This window comes from Streptomyces sp. NPDC031274, assembly GCF_055570235.1.
Genome location: NZ_JBVIHP010000012.1, coordinates 188488 through 208118, shown reverse-complemented (window position 1 = coordinate 208118; position 19631 = coordinate 188488). Strand labels below are relative to the sequence as shown.

The 19631-nt window shown below is 71.4% G+C and carries 18 protein-coding genes; 11 read left to right on the top strand and 7 right to left on the bottom strand.

Features of this window, described 5'->3' with window-relative positions:
* Positions 1-142 precede the first annotated feature (142 nt).
* The 4 genes from ACZ5CR_RS20960 to ACZ5CR_RS20945 form a co-directional block, all read right to left on the bottom strand.
* Positions 143-823, bottom strand: a complete 681-nt coding sequence (locus ACZ5CR_RS20960) for a response regulator (RefSeq protein WP_468859520.1) — start codon at positions 821-823, stop codon at positions 143-145.
* Positions 820-2076 (bottom strand): sensor histidine kinase, encoded by a 1257-nt coding sequence (locus tag ACZ5CR_RS20955; protein ID WP_468859518.1) that lies wholly within the window; start codon positions 2074-2076, stop codon positions 820-822. Before ACZ5CR_RS20955 ends, ACZ5CR_RS20960 begins: the two co-directional genes overlap by 4 nt.
* 378 nt (positions 2077-2454) lie before the next feature.
* Positions 2455-2733 (bottom strand): PspA-associated protein PspAA, encoded by a 279-nt coding sequence (gene pspAA / locus ACZ5CR_RS20950; RefSeq protein ID WP_468859516.1) that lies wholly within the window; start codon positions 2731-2733, stop codon positions 2455-2457.
* Positions 2734-2769: 36 nt separating this feature from the next.
* Complete coding sequence (locus ACZ5CR_RS20945) at positions 2770-3561, bottom strand: PspA/IM30 family protein (protein WP_468859514.1); 792 nt, start codon at positions 3559-3561, stop codon at positions 2770-2772.
* A 218-nt stretch (positions 3562-3779) separates the two neighbouring features.
* On the opposite strand from ACZ5CR_RS20945, the gene ACZ5CR_RS20940 reads away from it, so the two are divergent.
* The 3 genes from ACZ5CR_RS20940 to ACZ5CR_RS20930 all read left to right on the top strand — a co-directional run bounded on the left by ACZ5CR_RS20940 (position 3780) and on the right by ACZ5CR_RS20930 (position 6373).
* Complete coding sequence (locus tag ACZ5CR_RS20940) at positions 3780-4454, top strand: DUF3043 domain-containing protein (RefSeq protein WP_468859617.1); 675 nt, start codon at positions 3780-3782, stop codon at positions 4452-4454.
* Between the two features lie 74 nt (positions 4455-4528).
* The gene (locus ACZ5CR_RS20935; RefSeq protein WP_468859512.1) at positions 4529-5236 is read left to right on the top strand and encodes a class I SAM-dependent methyltransferase; all 708 of its coding nucleotides are present in this window, start codon (positions 4529-4531) and stop codon (positions 5234-5236) included.
* Between the two features lie 87 nt (positions 5237-5323).
* Complete coding sequence (locus ACZ5CR_RS20930; RefSeq protein WP_468859511.1) at positions 5324-6373, top strand: S1C family serine protease; 1050 nt, start codon at positions 5324-5326, stop codon at positions 6371-6373.
* A gap of 89 nt (positions 6374-6462) precedes the next feature.
* On the opposite strand, the gene ACZ5CR_RS20925 is transcribed toward ACZ5CR_RS20930, so the two are convergent.
* A complete protein-coding gene (locus ACZ5CR_RS20925) occupies positions 6463-6684 on the bottom strand; it encodes a hypothetical protein (protein WP_453739490.1) in 222 nt (73 codons plus the stop codon).
* Positions 6685-6774: 90 nt separating this feature from the next.
* On the opposite strand from ACZ5CR_RS20925, the gene ACZ5CR_RS20920 reads away from it, so the two are divergent.
* Positions 6775-7974 carry a bifunctional adenosylcobinamide kinase/adenosylcobinamide-phosphate guanylyltransferase gene (locus ACZ5CR_RS20920; protein ID WP_468859509.1) on the top strand — a complete coding sequence of 400 codons (1200 nt, stop codon included), beginning with the start codon at positions 6775-6777 and terminating at the stop codon, positions 7972-7974.
* 59 nt (positions 7975-8033) lie between these two features.
* Here ACZ5CR_RS20920 and ACZ5CR_RS20915 read toward each other — a convergent pair whose 3' ends face one another.
* Complete coding sequence (locus tag ACZ5CR_RS20915; protein ID WP_468859507.1) at positions 8034-8771, bottom strand: class I SAM-dependent methyltransferase; 738 nt, start codon at positions 8769-8771, stop codon at positions 8034-8036.
* Positions 8772-8922: 151 nt separating this feature from the next.
* On the opposite strand from ACZ5CR_RS20915, the gene cobT reads away from it, so the two are divergent.
* The 3 genes from cobT to ACZ5CR_RS20900 all read left to right on the top strand — a co-directional run bounded on the left by cobT (position 8923) and on the right by ACZ5CR_RS20900 (position 12636).
* On the top strand, positions 8923-10059 hold the full coding sequence (cobT, locus tag ACZ5CR_RS20910; protein ID WP_468859505.1) for a nicotinate-nucleotide--dimethylbenzimidazole phosphoribosyltransferase: 1137 nt from the start codon (positions 8923-8925) through the stop codon (positions 10057-10059).
* A 67-nt stretch (positions 10060-10126) separates the two neighbouring features.
* Entirely contained in the window at positions 10127-11917 is a 1791-nt protein-coding gene (locus tag ACZ5CR_RS20905) for a phosphatidylglycerol lysyltransferase domain-containing protein (RefSeq protein WP_468859503.1), read from the top strand.
* Complete coding sequence (locus ACZ5CR_RS20900) at positions 11914-12636, top strand: hypothetical protein (RefSeq protein ID WP_468859501.1); 723 nt, start codon at positions 11914-11916, stop codon at positions 12634-12636. Before ACZ5CR_RS20905 ends, ACZ5CR_RS20900 begins: the two co-directional genes overlap by 4 nt.
* Here ACZ5CR_RS20900 and ACZ5CR_RS20895 read toward each other — a convergent pair.
* The gene (locus ACZ5CR_RS20895) at positions 12582-13340 is read right to left on the bottom strand and encodes a hypothetical protein (RefSeq protein WP_468859499.1); all 759 of its coding nucleotides are present in this window, start codon (positions 13338-13340) and stop codon (positions 12582-12584) included. The genes ACZ5CR_RS20900 and ACZ5CR_RS20895 overlap by 55 nt on opposite strands.
* 93 nt (positions 13341-13433) lie before the next feature.
* Here ACZ5CR_RS20895 and ACZ5CR_RS20890 point away from each other — a divergent pair, with 93 nt between their 5' ends.
* The 4 genes from ACZ5CR_RS20890 (at position 13434) to sucB (ending at position 19573) form a co-directional block, all read left to right on the top strand.
* The gene (locus ACZ5CR_RS20890; protein ID WP_468859498.1) at positions 13434-14216 is read left to right on the top strand and encodes an adenosylcobinamide-GDP ribazoletransferase; all 783 of its coding nucleotides are present in this window, start codon (positions 13434-13436) and stop codon (positions 14214-14216) included.
* Positions 14217-14391: 175 nt separating this feature from the next.
* Positions 14392-15933 (top strand): leucyl aminopeptidase, encoded by a 1542-nt coding sequence (locus ACZ5CR_RS20885; RefSeq protein WP_468859496.1) that lies wholly within the window; start codon positions 14392-14394, stop codon positions 15931-15933.
* A gap of 361 nt (positions 15934-16294) precedes the next feature.
* Positions 16295-17683: a dihydrolipoyl dehydrogenase gene (gene lpdA, locus ACZ5CR_RS20880; protein WP_389909745.1), complete on the top strand. Its 1389-nt coding sequence runs from the start codon at positions 16295-16297 to the stop codon at positions 17681-17683.
* An 87-nt stretch (positions 17684-17770) separates the two neighbouring features.
* The gene (sucB, locus tag ACZ5CR_RS20875) at positions 17771-19573 is read left to right on the top strand and encodes a 2-oxoglutarate dehydrogenase, E2 component, dihydrolipoamide succinyltransferase (protein ID WP_468859494.1); all 1803 of its coding nucleotides are present in this window, start codon (positions 17771-17773) and stop codon (positions 19571-19573) included.
* The last annotated feature ends 58 nt before the right edge of the window (positions 19574-19631 follow it).

The window sequence follows — 19631 nt, the reverse complement described above, 5'->3', positions numbered from 1 at the left end:
TCTCTGTGGCGTACTGCGCAGGAACGGGCACCGGCTGGCCGGTGCCCCCTACACGATCTGCCATGTCCAGGGCAGGAATCGTCACTCCGAGGACCCGTTCTTATGTGACGCATACTGCGGGCGCAGTACGTCGGGCCCGCGGTCACTCCACCCTTGGACGTACCAGGCCCGATTCGTAGGCAATGACGACGAGTTGTGCCCGGTCACGGGCGCCCAGCTTCGCCATCGCGCGGTTCACGTGGGTCTTCACGGTGAGCGGACTGACCTCGAGGCGCTCGGCGATCTCGTCGTTCGAGTGCCCGCCCGCGACCTGGACGAGGACCTCGCGCTCACGCCCGGTGAGCGCGTCGAGGCGCTCACCGCGCACCCCGCCGTCGTCGTCCGAACCGTCGCCCTGCGCGAGGAACTTGGCGATCAGGCCCTTCGTCGCCACCGGGGAGAGGAGGGCGTCGCCCGCGGCCGCGATCCGGATCGCGCCGAGCAGTTCGTCCGGCTCCGCGCCCTTGCCGAGGAAGCCGGAGGCACCGGCGCGCAGCGACTGCACCACGTACTCGTCGACCTCGAAGGTCGTCAGCATGACCACCCGTACGTGGGCCAGGGCGGGGTCGGCGCTGATCAGGCGGGTGGCGGCGAGGCCGTCCATGCCGGGCATGCGGATGTCCATCAGGACGACATCGGCGGCCTCGGCCCTGGCGAGCTCGACGGCCTCCGCGCCGTCCGACGCCTCGGCGACGACCTCCATGTCGGGCTCGGAGTTGACGAGCACCTTGAACGCGCTGCGCAGCAGGGCCTGATCGTCGGCCAGCAGCACCCGGATCGTCACGCGGTCCCTCCCTCTGCCGGGGTGACCGGCTTTGCCGTGACGGGCAGGATCGCATGGACGCGGAATCCGCCGCCGTAGCGGGGCCCCACGGTGCAGCGGCCGCCCAGGGCGCTGACGCGCTCCCGCATGCCGATGAGCCCGTGCCCGCCGCCGTCGCTCTCCCTGTCCTCCCTGTCCTGCCTGCTCTCCTCGCCCTTGTCGCCTGTCCCGTCGTCCAGGATCGTGACCTCGACGTTCGGTCCTACGCGGATGACGCTGACCTCCGCCTTGGCGCCCGTTCCCGCGTGCTTCTGCACGTTCGTGAGGGCCTCCTGGATGATGCGGTAGGCGGCCAGGTCGACTCCTGCGGGCAGGTCCTTGGCCGCGTCGCCACTGGTCACCTCCACGGGAAGACCTGCGTGGCGGAAGGTCTCGACGAGGTCGTCCAGGCGGGCCAGGCCGGGTGCGGGTTCGGTGGGCGCCTCGGGGTCGCCGGTCTGCCGCAACAGGCCGACGGTGGCGCGCAGTTCGTTGAGGGCGGAGCGGCTGGCGTCCCGTACGTGGGAGAGGGCTTCCTTGGCCTGGTCGGGCCGCTTGTCCATGACGTGCGCCGCGACCCCGGCCTGCACATTGACGAGGGCGATGTGGTGGGCCACCACGTCGTGCAGATCGCGGGCGATGCGCAGCCGCTCCTCGGCGACGCGGCGCCTTGCCTCCTCCTCGCGGGTGCGCTCCGCGCGTTCGGCGCGCTCGCGTATGGCGTCCACGAAGGCGCGGCGGCTGCGGACGGCGTCACCGGCGGCCGCGGCCATGCCGGTCCAGGCGAAGATGCCGAGGTTCTCCTGGGCGTACCAGGGCAGCGGGCCCGCCAGCATCGCGACTCCGGTGAGCCCGGTCATGGTGATCAGGCCGACGCGCCAGGTGGTGGGGCGGTTGGTGCGGGCGGCGACGGTGAAGAGCGCGATGACCGCGCTCATGACGACGCCGCCGCGGAACTCGCCGGTGACCAGGTCGACGACGGTGAAGCCGCAGGTCGCGGCGAGCACGACCCAGGGGGCGCGGCGACGGAAGACCAGCGCGGTGGCGCCGAGCACCATCAGGACCAGGCTGAGCGCGCTCGGGGTGCGGGTGCCCCAACTGGGGCCTCCGTCATGACCGTACGGCTCGACGAAGGAACCGATGACCATGCATACGAGGACGGCTGCCGCGAGGGCGGCGTCCACAGCCAGGGGGTGCGCCTTGGCCCAGCATCGGCCTCGCACGAGAGTGCTCACGCCTTGAACGGTACGGGGCCCTGCGGGCGGCTGGGACCGGGTCTGGGCGGGGTTTTACCTGCGCGGTTCGCTCTGGCACTCCTGGCCCACCGCTTCGCGGCGGATTTTTCCCGCCCACCCGCGCGATTGCCCCGCGTCGCATCCCGCACCGAACCAAGATCGCCGGGTAACCCGGCGGGTGGGCAGCAGAGGCGGCAGGCATCCGGCGCGAAGCGCCGGGACGATCAACCGCGCGGACGGAACTCAGCCGAGACTGGGGCAGCCCCGCAGACAGAGCTCAGCCAAGACCCGGGCAGCCCCGCAGACGGAACTCAGCCAAGACCCGGGCAGCCCCGCAGACAGAGCTCAGCCGACACCCGGGCAGGCCCCCGGCCAGAACTAGCCCGGGATCAGGCCGTCGTCGCTCAACATTTCGCGGACCTCGTCCAGCGTCGCGTCCGGACCGGGGAGAATCAGCTCCGAGGGTTCGAGCGCGTCGTCGGGCAACGCCGTACCCAGCTCCCGGACCTTGTCCAGCAACGCGCCGAGGGTCCGGCGAAAGCCGGACTCGTCGCCGCTCTCCATCTCGGCGAGCAGCTCGTCGTCCAGCTTGTTCAGTTCGGTGAAGTGGCTGTCGGCCAGCTTCACCTGCCCCTCCCCCATGATCCGTACGATCATGTCGCCCTCCTCGGACGTGAGCGGTGACTGCGGTGACTACTGCTTGTCGAAGCGCGGGGTGTCCTGCGGCTGCTGAGCCTGAGGCTGTCCCTGACCCGGCTCGATGGCCTGCTTCGGCGTCGGCCCTCCCGCGAGCTCGGCCTTCATCCGCTGGAGTTCCAGCTCTACATCAGTACCACCGGAGAGGCGATCCAGCTCGGACTGGATGTCGTCCTTGGCGAGCCCGGAGGAGTCGTCGAGAGCACCGGAGGCCAGGAGCTCGTCGATCGCGCCCGCCCGCGCCTGGAGCTGCGCGGTCTTGTCCTCGGCGCGCTGGATCGCCATGCCGACGTCGCCCATCTCCTCGGAGATACCGGAGAAGGCCTCGCCGATCCGGGTCTGCGCCTGGGCCGCGGTGTACGTGGCCTTGATCGTCTCCTTCTTCGTACGGAAGGCGTCGACCTTGGCCTGGAGGCGCTGCGCCGCGAGGGTGAGCTTCTCCTCCTCGCCCTGGAGCGTCTGGTGCTGCGTCTCCAGGTCGGTCACCTGCTGCTGAAGCGCCGCACGGCGCGAGAGCGCCTCACGTGCCAGGTCCTCGCGGCCGAGGGCGAGGGCCTTGCGGCCCTGGTCCTCAAGGGTGGAGGACTGCTTCTGAAGCTGGTTCAACTGCAACTCGAGGCGCTTGCGCGAGGTCGCCACGTCGGCGACACCGCGGCGGACCTTCTGCAGCAGCTCAAGCTGTTTCTGGTACGAGTAATCGAGGGTTTCGCGCGGGTCCTCGGCCCGGTCAAGGGCCTTGTTCGCCTTCGCGCGGAAGATCATCCCCATACGCTTCATGACACCGCTCATGGGCTTCGCGCGCCCCCTTCTGACGGACTTCCAGCTCCAGGTACTGCCAGAACCCACAGTACGGGCCCTGCATCCATTACCGCACTGTTCGCGGGCGGATGCGCTCATCCCCAAGGACGACTGCGTCCGGCCCAGCTCCGGCGTAGGGAGTAGGTGCACCCCCGGGAACCGCCGGAAAACCGCTTGTAAACCACACGGAACGCCCCTTTAGACACACAATCAAGACGCTCGGTGTTGCCGGATCGTTCCCCATCGGGCGGGGGTCCACACGTTCGCACCCCGTACCCTTGGGTTTTGTGTTCCGTAGCCGATCCAAGGACGAGAAGGCCCCGGCGAGCAAGGCCCCGGTGACCGACTCCCAGCAGCCCCGTGACCCCGAGGCCCCCAAGGGCCGCCCCACGCCCAAGCGCAGTGAGGCCCAGACCCAGCGCCGCAGCGTGGCCAACACGCCTGTGACGCGCAAGGAGGCGGCGAAGCGGCAGCGCAATGAACGCCGCGTCCAGATGGACAAGCAGCGTCAGGCGCTCGCCAGCGGTGACGAGCGCTATCTGCCCGCCCGTGACAAGGGCCCCGTGCGCAAGTTCGCCCGCGACTTCGTCGACTCGCGGTTCTGCATCGCCGAGTTCTTCCTGCCGCTCGCCGTGATCATCCTCGTACTGAGCATGGTCCGGATCCCGCAGCTGCAGAACATCGCGCTGCTGCTCTGGCTCTTCGTGATCGTCCTGATCATCGTGGACTCGGTGACGACGGCGGTCCGCCTGAAGAAGCGCCTGAACGAGCGCTTCCCGAGCGAGAACAAGAAGGGCGCCGTCGCCTACGCCCTGATGCGTACGCTCCAGATGCGCCGGCTGCGACTGCCGAAGCCGCAGGTCAAGCGCGGAGAGCGGCCCTGAGCGGTTTCGCCGGCGGGGCCGCCGCCTGGCTGGAGATACTGGGCGGCCTTCGCAATGCCGTACGCCAGGAGCTGGTGACCCGGCAGCTCGACGAGCAGATAGCCGGGCGCTTCCCCGTGGGGCAGCGGCTGCGCGTGCTCGATGTGGGCATGGGCCAGGGCACGCAGGCGCTGCGGCTCGCCCGCGCCGGGCACAAGGTGACGGGCGTCGAGCAGGACTCGTCGATGGTGGCAGCGGCGCGGGCCGCGCTCGGCGCCGAGCCCGAGGGCATCCAGGGGCGCGTGCGCATCGTCGAGGGCGACGGGCGCGACACCGGGGTGCACTTCCTGCCGGGCAGCTTCGACGTCGTGCTGTGCCACGGTGTGCTGATGTACGTCGAGGAGCCGGACGCGCTGCTCGCGGGCCTCGCCCGGATGCTGGCTCCCGGCGGGCTGCTCTCCCTCCTCGTGCGGAACGCGGACGCTCTTGCCATGCGGCCGGGGCTCGCCGGGGACTGGGCGGGGGCGATGGGTGCCTTCGACTCCACCGTGTACCGCAATCGGCTCGGCATCGAGGCGCGGGCGGATCGGCTCGACGCGGTGACCGCGTCGCTCGCGGGGATCGCCGCGCCGCTGCACGCCTGGTACGGCGTGCGGGTCTTCACCGACGGCGCGCCGGACGACGCGGTTCCGCCGGAGGAGGCGGAGTTGACGGCGCTGCTTGCCGCGGAGGAGCGGGCCGGACGGACCGATCCCTATCGGCGGGTCGCGGCGCTGCTGCACATCTGTGGGGTACGGGACTGAACCGCCGCCTCGCCGCGGATGTTCTCCCACCCACCCGATTGCCCCGCATCCAGGGCGACAGATTAGGGCGAAGCGGACACTCGGGGCATGACTGTCTCGCGTACCCGTAACGCCACCGCCGCCGCTGTCGTCGCCGGGCTTCTGATGAGTGGATGCTCGAGCTCCGGTTCCGGGGACTCCGGTGAGTCCACCACTCAGGCCGCGCCCATGGCGGCGAACGATCTGCAGGCCGACTACCAGCAGGTGATCAAGAACGTCCTGCCCTCGGTCGTCCAGATCGACGCCTCCGACAGCCTCGGCTCCGGCGTCGTCTACGACGACAAGGGCCATGTCGTCACCAACGCCCATGTCGTGGGCAAGGAACGGACCTTCAAGGTCACGACGGCCACCGGGGAGCAGGCGCTCAGCGCGAAGCTCGTCAGCTCCTACCCCGAGCAGGATCTCGCCGTGATCAAGCTCGACAACCCGCCGAGCGGGCTCAAGGCCGCGAAGTTCGGGGACTCCACGAAGGCCGGGGTCGGGCAGATCGTGCTCGCCATGGGTTCGCCGCTCGGCCTGTCGTCCAGCGTCACGCAGGGCATCGTCTCCGCCACCGGCAGGACCGTCAGCGAGGGCCGCTCGGAGGGCTCCACCGGCGCCACCATCGCGAACATGGTCCAGACGTCCGCCGCGATCAACCCGGGCAACAGCGGCGGCGCCCTGGTCAACCTCGACGGCGAGGTCATCGGCATTCCGACGCTCGCCGCCACCGACCCGGACATGGGCGGCAGCGCGGCGCCCGGCATCGGGTTCGCGATCCCCTCCTCGATGGTGAGGACGGTCGCCGATCAGATCATCAAGGACGGCAAGGTCACCGACTCGGGCCGGGCCGCCCTCGGCATCACGGGGCGCACGGTCCTCGGTGACGACTACAAGCCCGCGGGTGTCGCCGTCGTCGAGGCGCAGAAGGACGGCGGCGCGGCCAGGGCGGGCATCGAGGCCGGCGACATCATCACCAAGCTGGGGGATACGGAGATCACCACCATCACCTCGCTCTCCGAGACGCTCGCCGGGGAGAAGCCGGGCGACAAGGCGAAGGTGACGTACACACGCGACGGCGCCGACAGGACCGCGGATCTCACGCTGGGCGAGATGTAGGCACGGCGCGACGATCACGAGCGTCACGAGGAAGAGGGGGGTGGCCGCGGATGCGGTCACCCCCCTCTCACTTCTCACTCAGGCGTCACTCACCCCTGCGCCGCGTCCTCAGCGTGCAGGCTCATCGGCCCATAGATCTTGTTCGTGTCCTCGAAGAGCGACACCTGGTCGGCGCCGCCGTCAGCGAGCTCTTTCCAGAACTCGCCGACCCAGGACTCCGCGTCCCCTTGAGTCGTGAACTCTTCGGGCGTCAGAGCGGGCTGGACCTCCGTCCCGTCCGCCTTCTCGAACCGCCACGTCCATGCCGCCATGCCAGCCTCCCGATGGTCCGACAGCTGTGTGAAGCCGCTTGAAGCGTAGCCGGGCGAGCGGCGCTCGCGGTGACGCGGGAGGATCTTCTTGTGGAACTGACTCTGCTCGGCACCGGCTCCCCTGAAGGCCTGCCCCGCTCCGACTGCCCCTGCGCCGCCTGCGCGACCGCGCTCCGCGGCGCCGCACGCGCCGCGACCGCGCTCCTGGTGGACGGCGTCCTGCTGCTCGACCTCACCCCTGGCGCCGCCTTCGCGGCCGCCCGTTCGGGGCACTCGCTCGGCGGCGTACGCCAGGTTCTGCTCTCCCATCCGCACGACGGCCCCTCGGTGGAGGTGCCGGCCGGTCTTCCGCAGCCGGGCCGGGTGCCCGACGGGCGGGAGCTGGCGCTGCTCACCGGGCACCGGGTGCGCGCGGTGGCGATGGACCATCCGGGCACGGGGTACGAGGTGGTGGGCACCGACGGAGAGCGGCTGCTGTATCTGCCGCCGGGCGGTGCGCCCGCCGGGATGCCGGACGAGCTTCCCGTCTACGAGATGGTCGTCGCCGACGTCATCGGGCGCCCCGACGGGCTCGCACGGCTGCGGGCGGCCGGTGCGATCGGTCCGACCACGGACATCATCGCCGTCCATCTGGGCCATGAGGTGCCGCCGGGCGCGGAGCTGACCCGCAGGCTTGCGGCCGCCGGTGCGCGGGCCGTGCCGGACGGTACGACGCTGGCGGTCGGCGCCTACGAGGACGTACCGGACGTGCCGCGCCGCACCCTGGTCCTCGGCGGCGCCCGATCAGGGAAGTCGGTGGAGGCCGAGCGGCGTCTCGAAGCCTTCCCCGAGGTCCTCTACGTGGCCACCGGCGGGACCAGGAACGGCGACTCGGAGTGGGCGGACCGGGTGAGCGCCCACCGTGAACGGCGGCCCGGGTCGTGGGGCACCACCGAGACCTGCGACCTCGTGCCGCTGCTCGCCGAGAGCGGCCCTCCCCTGCTCATCGACTGCCTGTCGCTGTGGCTGACGTACGCCATGGACGAGGTGAACGCGTGGGACGACGACGAATGGGCGGGCGGTGGCGAGCGGGCGCTGCGCAAGCGGGTCACCGAGCTCACGGACGCGGTGCGCGCGAGTCGGCGCACGGTCGTCGCCGTGTCGAACGAGGTTGGTTCGGGCATCGTCCCCGCGACCGCGTCGGGCCGCCGCTACCGCGATGAACTGGGCCGTCTCAACGTGGCGTTCGCGGCGGAGTGCGAGCACGTGCTGATGGTCGTGGCGGGCCAGGCGCTCACCCTGCGGGACTGAAACGGACCGACCCGGACCAACCCGAACCGACCTGGACCGCCCCGGACCGACCCGGCCCCTCACGCGTCGGGGTTCCTGCGGGCGATGACCCGGTAGGCGTTGGAGAACCGGGTTCGGCTGATCAGGGGGGCGAGGAGCCGGTCGGTCAGGGCCGCGGCGGCCAGGAGCGGGGCCGCGACGCGGGCCGCGGCGCGGACGCGGCCGAGTGCGATGGCCAGGCCGGCACTCAGGTCGAACGGGATGTGCGACTCACGCCGGTCGGTGGCCACGACGGTGTAGCCGAGGTTCTCCAACTCGCCGCGGAGAAAGGCGGGCGGGATGCGGTGGTGGGGCTCGGCCCGCAGCCACCCCTTGTCGAGGACTCTGGCGTACCGGCTCCCGGGGACGGGGACCTCGATCATCAGATGGCCGCCGGGCCGCAACACCGTGCGGGCGGCGATGAGTTCGACGCGCGGGTCGGCGCTGCGCTCCAGGTAGTGGAACATGCTCAGCGCGTCGTAGCGCCCCGCGAGCTTCGGCGCCAGGTCGGCGAGCAACCCGCGGTGGGCCTCCTCCACGCGGCCTGCCCTGCGGCCCTCCTCCACGCGCTCGGTGCTGTCGAGGCCGTCGAAGGCGGTGTACGGGTGCACCTCCTGAGCGACGGCGGGGAAGTGCCCGTGCCCGGTCTCGACGTCCAGCCAGCTCTCGGCCTCGATGAAGCGGCCCATCGCCCTGGCCCGCGCCCGGTATCGGCGGGCGGCCCGCGGAACGGTGAGGATCTTCTCGGCCTGGGCGGCGGCGGCCTTGGCGGCGTCCATGGACGTGACGGTCTCCTCACATCGTACGTAAAGGATCATCACGGTACGTAAAGGACCATCGGCACCGGCGCAACGACACCGCGGAGGTGGCCGGATGCTTACTGCCGGGCCGTCCGACCCGGGCCCGGGCCCTGCCGGTACTGTTCGGCGAATGAGCTCGCTGAATCTCGACGACTTCACCGACCTGATCGAGCGGCCCGACGGCGGGATCCGCCGCGACGCCGAGGAGCGCAGGGAGCGGCAGAGCGTGCCGCCCGGGGCGCTCGGCCGTCTGGACGACCTTGGCGAGTGGCTTTCCGCGGCCCAGTCCTCGGTGCCGGTCAAGCCGATCGAGCGGCCACGCGTGATCCTCTTCGCGGGCGACCACGGGGTCGCGGAGCTCGATGTGTCCGCCCGGCCCGCGGGCGGCGCGGCCGAGCTCGTGCGTGCCGTGCTCTCCGGCGCGAGCCCCGTCGCCGTTCTCGCGCGCCGCCTCGACGTGCCGGTCCGGGTCGTCGACGTGGCCCTGGACTGCGATCCGGCCGAGCTTCCCGCGCAGGTGACGGGGCATCGGGTGCGGCGCGGCTCGGGACGTACCGACATCGAGGACGCGCTGACGGCCGAGGAGGCCGAGGCCGCGGTGCGGGCCGGGATGGCCGTCGCGGACGAGGAGGCCGACTCCGGGACCGACCTGGTCGTGCTCGGCGATGTGAGCGTCGGCGGTACGACACCCGCGGCGACGCTGGTCGCCGCGCTGTGCGGGACCGACGCGTCCGTGGTGACCGGGCGCGGCGGCGCGCCGATCGACGACCTGGCGTGGATGCGCAAGTGCGCGGCCGTCCGGGACTCGCTGCGGCGGGCGCGGCCCGTGCTCGGCGATCAGCTCGAACTGCTCGCGACGGTGGGCGGTGCGGACATCGCCGCCATGACCGGATTCCTGCTGCAGAGCGCCGTGCGCCGTACGCCGGTCATCCTGGACGGCGTCGTCGCGTCGGCGGCGGCGCTCGTGGCCCAGCGGGTCGCTTTCCGGGCGCCGGACTGGTGGCTGGCGGGGCACAGCAGCGGGGAGCCCGCGCAGGCCAAGGCCCTCGACCGGATGGCGCTCGACCCCGTGCTCGAACAGGGCGTGCAGGTGGGCGAAGGCGTGGGGGCGCTTCTCGCGCTGCCGCTCGTACGGGCCGCCGCCGCGCTCTCCGCCGAACTGCCCGAGCGGGAGGCCGAGCCGGTGGCGGAGGCGGAGACCGGGCTGGAGCCGAAGGTGGAGGCTGACGTCGAGCCGCATCCGGAGGCGCGCGCCGAAGCGGAGTAGACGGCGCGGTCGCGCACAGCCGGGGGCGGCCCGGTATAGGCGAGCATGGCCCATATGATCCCTTTTCATGGGAGATGAGCAAACCGCTGCTGCCGGGCGCCGTCAGCGCCTCGCCGCGGCCTTCAGTGTCTGGTACCTACGCGCCGTCACCTTCATCAACTTTCTGAGCGCGGTCTGGGTCTCCCTGGGGCAGGATCTGCGGCGGCACAACACCGAGAACTACTTCACGCCGTACATGCTCACCGCGGGCTTCGCCTCCGGTGCCTTCACCATGTTCCTGGCGATCACGATGCGCCGCCGCAAACGTGCCGCCTGGATTCTCAACCTCGTACTCAGCGGACTCTTTCTGCTCCTCTTCGCGTTCGCGATGGTCTTCCCGGAGATCCGCCGGTACGCGCAGAACTGGATCTCCCTCGCCCTGACCGCCGCCTTCGTCGCCTCGCTGGTCGTCGGGCGGCGGGAGTTCTACGCCAAGGGCGACCGCTCCAACCCCAAGCTCGCCGCGGCCGTCGCGGTCGGCGGTCTCCTGGTGACCTCACTGATCGCCGCGCTCCTGGTGGCCGCCACCAACCGCGCGCACGACGACTACCGTTCGACCTTCCTCGACCGCTGGCGCTACGGCACGATGCGCCTCGTCTCGCTGGCCGCCGACGACACCCGGTTCGAGGGCATCACCACGCCCGGCTGGGTCAACGTCACCATCAACGTACTCAGCACACTCCTCCTCCTGGCCGTCCTGTACGCCGCTTTCCGCTCGCGCAGGGCCGTCGACCCGCTCACCGAGGACGACGAGCACAAGCTGCACGAACTGCTCGACAAGTACGGCGAGCGCGACTCGCTCGGCTACTTCGCGCTGCGCCGCGAGAAGAGCGTCGTGTGGTCGCCCAGCGGCAAGGCGGCGGTCGCCTACCGGGTGATCGGGGGCGTCTCGCTGGCCTCCGGCGATCCCATCGGGGATCCGGAGGCCTGGCCCGGCGCCATCGAACCCTGGCTCGCCGACGCCCGCGAGCACGGCTGGCTCCCCGCCGTGATGGGCGCGAGCGAGGAGGCGGGCACCGTCTACGCCCGGCACGGCCTCGACGCGCTCGAACTGGGCGACGAAGCCATCGTCGAGACGGCCGAGTTCACGCTCCAGGGGCGGGCCATGCGGACGGTCCGCCAGGCCTACAACCGGGTCCAGCGGGCCGGGTACGAGGTGCGGATCCGCCGCCACGAGGACATCCCGGCCGACGAGATGGCGTACCTGCTCCAGCGGGCCGACGACTGGCGTGACGGGGCCACCGAGCGCGGCTTCTCCATGGCACTCGGCAGGCTCGGCGACCCGGGTGACGGGCGGTGCGTGATGCTCGAATGCACCGACGGCGACGGCGTGTTGAGAGCGGTGCTCTCCTTCGTGCCCTGGGGGCCGAACGGGCTCTCGCTCGACCTGATGCGGCGCGACCGCGACTCCGAGAACGGCCTGATGGAGTTCATGGTCATCGAGCTGCTCCAGCGCGCCGACGAGATCAAGATCACTCAGGTCTCGCTGAACTTCGCGATGTTCAGGTCGGTCTTCGAACGTGGCTCACGGCTCGGCGCGGGCCCGGTCCTGCGGCTGTGGCGCTCGCTGCTCACCTTCTTCTCGCGGTGGTGGCAGATCGAGTCGCTGTACCGCGCCAACGCGAAGTACCGCCCGATCTGGGAGCCCCGCTTCCTTCTCTTCGAGAAGAGCGGCGACCTGCCGCGCATCGGCATCGCGTCGGCCCGCGCGGAGGGCTTCCTCGAAGCGCCGGGCCTGCCAGGGGGGTCCCTCCCTGTTCGAGCGAAGCCGAGAACTTGGGGGCGGCTGCACCGCAAGCACCTGGAGTCCCGACGATGAGCACCCCCGCCCCGGCCAGACCCCGGTCGGCCCCGCTCACCCGCCTGGCCCGGCGCGAGTGGGGGCCGCTGTACGACGCCGTGCGCGGCGGCATCGCACGGCGGCGCCTGCGGGCGGCGCCCATGACGCTGGCCGCCGTCTGTCTCACCGCCCTCCTCCAGTTCGTCCAGAACCAGCCCTGGGGCTACCAGTTCGTGCAGAACATCGGCTCCGTACGGGCCGAGGAGCCGCTCTGGCTCGCCCTGCTCCGCACCCCGCTCTCGCTCTTCGTGCCCGCGCTCGACCTGCCCGTCTGGGGCGCGCTCGCGCAGATCCTGCTGGTGTTCGCCGTCGCGGAGATCTGCGTCGGCTGGTGGCGCACGCTCGTCATCGCCTACGTGGCCACCCTGGCGGGCACGCTCTACGCGCGCGTGGGCATCGCGTGGGGGCCGGACAACCCGCTGGGGCTCCCCGCGTCCGACGCGCAGGTCGTCGACACCGGTCCCTCCGCCGCGGTGGTCGGGCTCGCGGTCTACGTGTGCTGGCGCTACCGGGCCTGGTTCACGGCGGTGTTCGTGACCGCCCTGATGGTCGTCGAGGTGTTCGTCAAGGAAAACCTCGCGGGCAAGGAGCACCTGGCGGCGATCGCCGCGATCCTCGCGCTGTGCGCCTGCTCGGCGGTGCGTCAGCGGCGCGGGCGCGCGAGTTCCGGGTCCGGTTTGCCGCCGATCCAGTCCTGAACCCTGCGGCGCGGGCCCGCCCAGCGCCGGTCGTGGTGGAAGGCGCGCAGGCCCGATCGGGCGCGGGCGCGGGGCCTGTTGCGGTAGAAGCGCCTGGCCCACGCCGATCCGGGGCGGGCGAGGCGGATCGCGCCCACCACCGCGACCAGCGGGATCACGATGCCGATCAGGGCGGTGCGCAGCTTGCCCTTGGCCAGGGCGACCAGGGCGAAGCAGCAGTTGACGGCGACGTTCAGGGCGAGGCCCGCGCGGTTGCTCCGCTCCTCGGGCGTCAGGTCGTCCACCCCGAACGGGGTGAAGCCGGTGAGCACGAGCACCACCAGGGCCGCGGTCAGCATCACGACCTCGACGCTCTTGCGGCCCCGCTCGCTCCAGTAGACGTCGTCGAGGTAGAGGATCAGCGCGAACTCGTCGAGTACGAGACCGGCGCCCACGCCGAAGAAGACCGCGGCGAACATCGCGGCGAGGCTGTGCCGGCCGGCCGCGACCGCCCAGAATCCGCCGACGAGCATGAGGAAGATGCCCGGCACGACGTGGTGGATGTGCACGTCTCCCGAACTGATGTTCCGGAAGGGGCCCTTGCCCGCGCGGATGAGGCGCGTGATGGTCCGGGTGACGAGGAAGGACCCCACGAAGGAGAGCAGGGCCAGGAGGAGCGGCAGCTTTCCCGGCTCCGTGATGTTCCGGTACCACCAGTCGGCCATGGGGCCATCCTGGGCCGGGGGGCCGCTTGTCGCACTTCGCGGCGGACCTCTCCCTCCCCCCGCTCGCCCGAGCGCCCCAGGTAATCTTCCGCGGTGCCCCGAACCTCCCCCGCCGCCGGACTCCGCTTCGCCTTCGGCACCCTCACCGCGCTCCCGGTCCGCGTCACCGAGTGGGACCGCGACGCGGCCCGCGCCGGGATGCTCTGCGCCCCCCTGGCGGGACTGGTGGTCGGCCTGTGCGCGGCCGGGCTCGGCGGCCTGCTCATGGCGCTCGGCTCGGGACCGCTGCTCGCCGCGGTGGCGAGCGCCGCCGTCCCCGCCGTACTCACCCGGGGCCTCCACCTGGACGGCCTCGCCGACACCGCCGACGGCCTGGGCAGCGCCAAACCCGCCGACCAGGCGCTGAGCATCATGAAGCAGTCCGACGTCGGCCCCTTCGGCGTCATCACGCTGCTCTTCACCCTGCTCGCCCAAGTGGCCGTCCTCTTCCAGCTGTACGAAGCCTCATGGGCCCGGGGTGCGCTCGCCGCGGTCGTCTCGGCGGCCGCCGCCCGCCTCGCCCTCACCCTGGCCGCCCGCGAGGGCATTCCCCCGGCCCGCCCGGAGGGACTCGGGGCCGCCGTGGCGGGGACCGTCCCCCGGGGCTCCGCCCTGCTCGCGGGGGCACTGGTCACCGTGGTGGCCGCGATCGCCGCCGCGCCCTGGGGAACGTACGAGATCGTGCGGTACGCGGCTGCCGTGGTCCTCGCGGTCTGCGCCGCCGAACTCCTCCTGAGGCACTGCGTCCGCCGCTTCGGAGGCATCACCGGCGACGTCTTCGGCGCGCTCGCCGAGACCGCCGCCACGGCGGCGCTGGTGATCCTGGCCCTCGGCTGACCGCTGAAACATAAAAGCGGAGCCACGAACGGATGAATCTCCACCAGCACAATCGAATGGGCGCGACGCGCGTAGGCTCATGTTCGGCGCTTTTCCGGCCCGTTCTAGGCTGGCGTCGGGCCGGGTCGACCCACCCATCGGCCGAAAAACTCAACGGAAGCGAGAATTCACCACCGTGACTGCTCTGACTCTCAGCACCGCCGCCGCGTCCGGCTTGCGCGGCGACGCGATCGTCGTCGGCGTCGCCAAGGGCGCCAAGGGCCCGGTTGTCGCGCCCGGCGCCGAAGCCGTGGACAAGGCGTACGACGGCAAGCTCGCGTCCGTCCTGGAGACCCTCGGCGCCACGGGCGGCGAGGGCGAGGTGACCAAGCTCCCCGCGCCTTCCGGCTTCAAGGCGCCGGTCGTCGTCGCGGTCGGCCTCGGCCCGGTGCCGGAGAAGGACGAGACGTACGGCACGGACGCCCTGCGCCGCGCCGCCGGTACCGCGGCGCGCGCCCTGTCCGGCTCGAAGAAGGCCGCGTTCGCGCTGCCCGCCGAGGACGCCGACGACACCGGCGCGATCGCCGAGGGCGCGCTGCTCGGCGCGTACTCGTTCGACGCGTACAAGGAGAATGGTTCCGCCAAGGGCAAGGACTCCAAGAGCGGCAAGGACGCCAAGGGTCCGCTCGCCGAGATCGCCCTGCTCGGCGGCAAGCCCCGCGACAAGGCGTACAAGGCCGCCGTCGAGCGCGCCATCGCCGTGTCCGAGGAGCTGAACCGCGCCCGCGACCTCATCAACACCCCGCCGAACGACCTGAACCCCGAGGCCTTCGCCGCGGTCGCCTCCGCGGCCGCCAAGGAGCACGGCATCAAGGTGCAGGTCCTGGACGAGAAGGCGCTCGCCAAGGGCGGCTTCGGCGGCATCCTCGGTGTCGGCGTCGGCTCGGAAGCCCCGCCCCGCCTGGTCAAGCTCTCGTACACGTCGTCCAAGGCGAAGAAGCACCTCGCCTTCATCGGCAAGGGCATCACGTACGACTCGGGCGGCATCTCGCTGAAGCCCGCGGGCCACAACGAGACGATGAAGTGCGACATGGCCGGTGCCGCGGCCGTCTTCGCCGCCGTCGTCTCCGCCGCGCGCCTGGGCCTCGACGTCAACGTCACCGGCTGGCTGGCGCTGGCCGAGAACATGCCGTCGGGCTCGGCGACCCGCCCGGGCGACGTCCTGCGCATGTACAGCGGCAAGACCGTCGAGGTGCTCAACACGGACGCCGAGGGCCGCCTGGTCCTGGCCGACGCGATCGCCAAGGCCTCCGAGGACAAGCCCGACGCGATCGTCGACGTGGCCACGCTGACCGGCGCCATGATGATGGCGCTCGGCAGCCGCACCTTCGGCATCATGGCCAACGACGACGCGTTCCGCGCCGCGATCCACGACGCCTCCGAGGAGGCGGGCGAGCCCTCCTGGCCGATGCCGCTGCCCGAGCACCTGAAGAAGGGCATGGACTCCCCCACCGCCGACATCGCCAACATGGGCGAGCGCATGGGCGGCGGTCTGGTGGCCGGTCTCTTCCTGCAGGAGTTCGTCGGCGAGGGCATCACCTGGGCGCACCTGGACATCGCGGGCCCGGCCTTCAACGAGGGCGGCCCGTTCGGCTACACGCCCAAGGGCGGCACCGGCACCGCGGTCCGCACCCTGGTCCGCCTCGCGGAGCGCACGGCCGCGGGCGACCTCGGCTGACAGCGGGCCTCGGCCTGCCGGCCATCGGCTGACCAGGCCTCGGCCGACCAGCTGATCTGTCGTACGCGGGTCAGGGCCCGGACACCCAGATGTCCGGGCCCTGACCGATTTCGCCCTCAACGAAATCCGTACGTTCATATGCCTGAGTAAAGCCTGAGCAACGCCCGGACGTGGCGAACCAGACGTCTCACAGCCCGGCCCGCCGTCCCACCTCTCGCCGACAAGTGCGAAGATGGGTTCTCGGCAGGACAGGGCCCCCACCACAGGGCCGAAACAAGAGCGGCCGAATACCAGCCGACCGACCGATCGACCCCCGGGAAGAGCGGTCCGGCGTACGGCGCACATGCATGGAGGACGTGACGTGGCGAACGACGCCAGCACCGTTTTCGACCTAGTGATCCTCGGCGGCGGTAGCGGCGGTTACGCCGCGGCACTGCGCGCGTCGCAGTTGGGCCTGGACGTCGCCCTGATCGAGAAGGGCAAGGTCGGCGGCACCTGCCTGCACAACGGCTGCATCCCCACGAAGGCGCTGCTGCACGCCGGCGAGATCGCCGACCAGGCACGCGAAGCCGACCAGTTCGGCGTGAAGGCCACCTTCGAGGGCATCGACATGGCGGCCGTCCACAAGTACAAGGACGACGTGATCTCCGGCCTCTACAAGGGCCTGCAGGGACTCATCGCCTCGCGCAAGGTGACGTACATCGAGGGCGAGGGCAAGCTCTCGTCCCCGACCTCGGTGGACGTGAACGGCCAGCGCGTCCAGGGCCGCCACGTGCTTCTCGCGACCGGCTCCGTGCCGAAGTCGCTGCCGGGCCTGGAGATCGACGGCAACCGCATCATCTCCTCGGACCACGCCCTGACCCTGGACCGCGTGCCGAAGTCCGCGATCATCCTGGGCGGCGGCGTCATCGGCGTCGAGTTCGCCTCGGCGTGGAAGTCCTTCGGGTCCGAGGTGACCGTCGTCGAGGGCCTCAAGCACCTCGTGCCGGTCGAGGACGAGAACTCCTCGAAGCTTCTTGAGCGCGCGTTCCGCAAGCGCGGCATCAAGTTCAACCTCGGCACCTTCTTCGAGAAGGCCGAGTACACGCAGGACGGCGTCCGCGTGACTCTCGCCGACGGCAAGACCTTCGACGCCGAGGTGCTGCTCGTCGCCATCGGCCGCGGCCCGGTCTCCTCGGGCCTCGGCTACGAGGAGCAGGGCGTCGCGATGGACCGCGGCTACGTCCTCGCCGACGAGTACATGCAGACCAACGTCCCGACCATCTCGGCCGTGGGCGACCTGGTGCCGACCCTCCAGCTCGCGCACGTCGGCTTCGCCGAGGGCATCCTGGTGGCGGAGCGCCTGGCCGGTCTCAAGACCGTCCCGATCGACTACGACGGCGTGCCGAAGGTGACGTACTGCCACCCCGAGGTCGCCTCCGTGGGCATCACCGAGGCCAAGGCCAAGGAGATCTACGGCGCGGACAAGGTCGTCGCCCTCAAGTACAGCCTGGCGGGCAACGGCAAGAGCAAGATCCTCAAGACCGCGGGCGAGATCAAGCTCGTCCAGGTCAAGGACGGTGCCGTGGTCGGCGTCCACATGGTCGGCGACCGCATGGGCGAGCAGGTCGGCGAAGCCCAGCTGATCTACAACTGGGAAGCGCTGCCGGCCGAGGTCGCCCAGCTCATCCACGCCCACCCGACGCAGAACGAGGCGATGGGCGAGGCTCACCTGGCCCTCGCAGGCAAGCCTCTCCACTCCCACGACTGACCTTCTCGCGACCCAGACTTCCTTCCCCAAGCTCTCGGCTTCGCTCGAGCAGGGGAGACCCCATTTTCGTAAGGAGCAACTGAAACCATGGCGGTTTCCGTATCCCTTCCGGCGCTCGGCGAGAGCGTCACCGAGGGCACTGTCACCCGTTGGCTGAAGGCCGAGGGTGAGCGCGTCGAGGCCGACGAGCCGTTGCTCGAGGTCTCGACCGACAAGGTCGACACCGAGATCCCCTCCCCGGCCGCCGGCATCCTGGCCTCCATCAAGGTCGCCGAGGACGAGACCGTCGAGGTCGGCGCCGAGCTGGCCGTCATCGACGACGGCAGCGGCGCCCCCGCCGCCGAGTCCGCCCCCGCCGCCGAGTCCGCTCCGGCCGCCGAGCCCGCGCAGGAGGAGGCCCCGGCCCCCGCCGCCGAGGCCCCCGCCGCTCCGGCTCCCGCCGCCGAGGCCCCTGCCGCTCCGGCAGCCCCGGCCGGTGGCGCCTCCGGTACCGACGTCACGCTGCCCGCCCTGGGCGAGTCGGTCACCGAGGGCACCGTCACCCGTTGGCTGAAGGAGGTCGGCGAGGAGGTCGCGGAGGACGAGCCCCTGCTCGAGGTCTCCACGGACAAGGTCGACACCGAGATCCCCTCCCCGGCCGCGGGCGTGCTGCTCGAGATCGTCGTGGGCGAGGACGAGACCGCTGAGGTCGGCGCCAAGCTCGCCGTCATCGGCGCTCCCGGTGCCGCTCCGGCCGCTGCCGCTCCGGCTGCCCCGGCCGCTCCGGCCGCCGAGAAGCCGGCTCCGGCCGCTCCCGCGGCTCCGGCCCCCGAGCCCGCCGCCCCGGCCGCGCCCGCCGCTGCCGCTCCGGCTCCGGCTCAGCCCGCCGCTCCGGCCGCTCCCGCCGCGCCCGCTCCCGCCGCTCCGGCTCCGGCTCCGGCCGCCGCCCCGGCGGCGCCCGCGCAGGCCTCCCCGGCCGACGACGGTGCGTACGTCACGCCGCTGGTCCGCAAGCTGGCCAACGAGCACAGCGTGAGCCTGTCGGACGTCAAGGGCACCGGCGTCGGTGGCCGCATCCGCAAGCAGGACGTCATCGCCGCCGCCGAGGCCAAGAAGGCCGCGGCCCCGGCTCCGGCCGCCGCTGCCGCCCCGGCCGCGTCGAAGGCCCCGGCCCTGGAGGTCTCTCCCCTCCGCGGCCAGACGGTCAAGATGACCCGCATGCGCAAGGTCATCGGCGACAACATGATGAAGGCGCTGCACTCGCAGGCCCAGCTGACCTCGGTCGTCGAGGTCGACATCACGAAGCTGATGAAGCTGCGCGCCAAGGCGAAGGACTCGTTCGCGGCTCGTGAGGGCGTCAAGCTCTCCCCGATGCCGTTCTTCGTCAAGGCCGCCGCCCAGGCGCTGAAGGCCCACCCGGTCGTCAACGCCCGGATCAACGACGACGAAGGCACCATCACGTACTTCGACTCGGAGAACATCGGCATCGCCGTTGACGCCGAGAAGGGTCTGATGACGCCGGTCATCAAGGGTGCGGGCGACCTGAACATCGCCGGTATCTCCAAGAAGACCGCCGAGCTCGCCGGCAAGGCCCGCGGCGGTGGCCTCACCCCGGACGACATGTCCGGCGCCACCTTCACGGTCTCCAACACCGGTTCGCGCGGTGCCCTGTTCGACACGGTCATCGTGCCGCCGAACCAGGCCGCCATCCTCGGCATCGGTGCCACGGTCAAGCGCCCGGTCGTCATCAACCACCCCGACCTCGGCGAGACCATCGCGGTGCGGGACATGACGTACCTCTCGCTCTCCTACGACCACCGTCTGGTGGACGGCGCGGACGCCGCCCGCTACCTGACCACGGTCAAGGCGATCCTGGAGGCGGGCGAGTTCGAGGTCGAGCTCGGCCTGTAGCTCTCCCGTAGTTCTTCGGCCCCAGGGCTGTAAGACTCGTCTCATCAGTGCGTACGCC

Excerpts from the sequence above, each read along its gene's own strand:
- ACZ5CR_RS20915 (WP_468859507.1), bottom strand. The coding sequence starts at position 8,771 with ATGGACGCCGCCAAGGCCGCCGCCGCCCAGGCCGAGAAGATCCTCACC.
- ACZ5CR_RS20905 (WP_468859503.1), top strand. The coding sequence starts at position 10,127 with ATGGGAGATGAGCAAACCGCTGCTGCCGGGCGCCGTCAGCGCCTCGCC.
- sucB (WP_468859494.1), top strand. The coding sequence starts at position 17,771 with ATGGCGGTTTCCGTATCCCTTCCGGCGCTCGGCGAGAGCGTCACCGAG.
- cobT (WP_468859505.1), top strand. The coding sequence starts at position 8,923 with ATGAGCTCGCTGAATCTCGACGACTTCACCGACCTGATCGAGCGGCCC.
- ACZ5CR_RS20930 (WP_468859511.1), top strand. The coding sequence starts at position 5,324 with ATGACTGTCTCGCGTACCCGTAACGCCACCGCCGCCGCTGTCGTCGCC.
- ACZ5CR_RS20945 (WP_468859514.1), bottom strand. The coding sequence starts at position 3,561 with ATGAGCGGTGTCATGAAGCGTATGGGGATGATCTTCCGCGCGAAGGCG.
- ACZ5CR_RS20925 (WP_453739490.1), bottom strand. The coding sequence starts at position 6,684 with ATGGCGGCATGGACGTGGCGGTTCGAGAAGGCGGACGGGACGGAGGTC.
- ACZ5CR_RS20900 (WP_468859501.1), top strand. The coding sequence starts at position 11,914 with ATGAGCACCCCCGCCCCGGCCAGACCCCGGTCGGCCCCGCTCACCCGC.
- pspAA (WP_468859516.1), bottom strand. The coding sequence starts at position 2,733 with ATGATCGTACGGATCATGGGGGAGGGGCAGGTGAAGCTGGCCGACAGC.
- ACZ5CR_RS20895 (WP_468859499.1), bottom strand. The coding sequence starts at position 13,340 with ATGGCCGACTGGTGGTACCGGAACATCACGGAGCCGGGAAAGCTGCCG.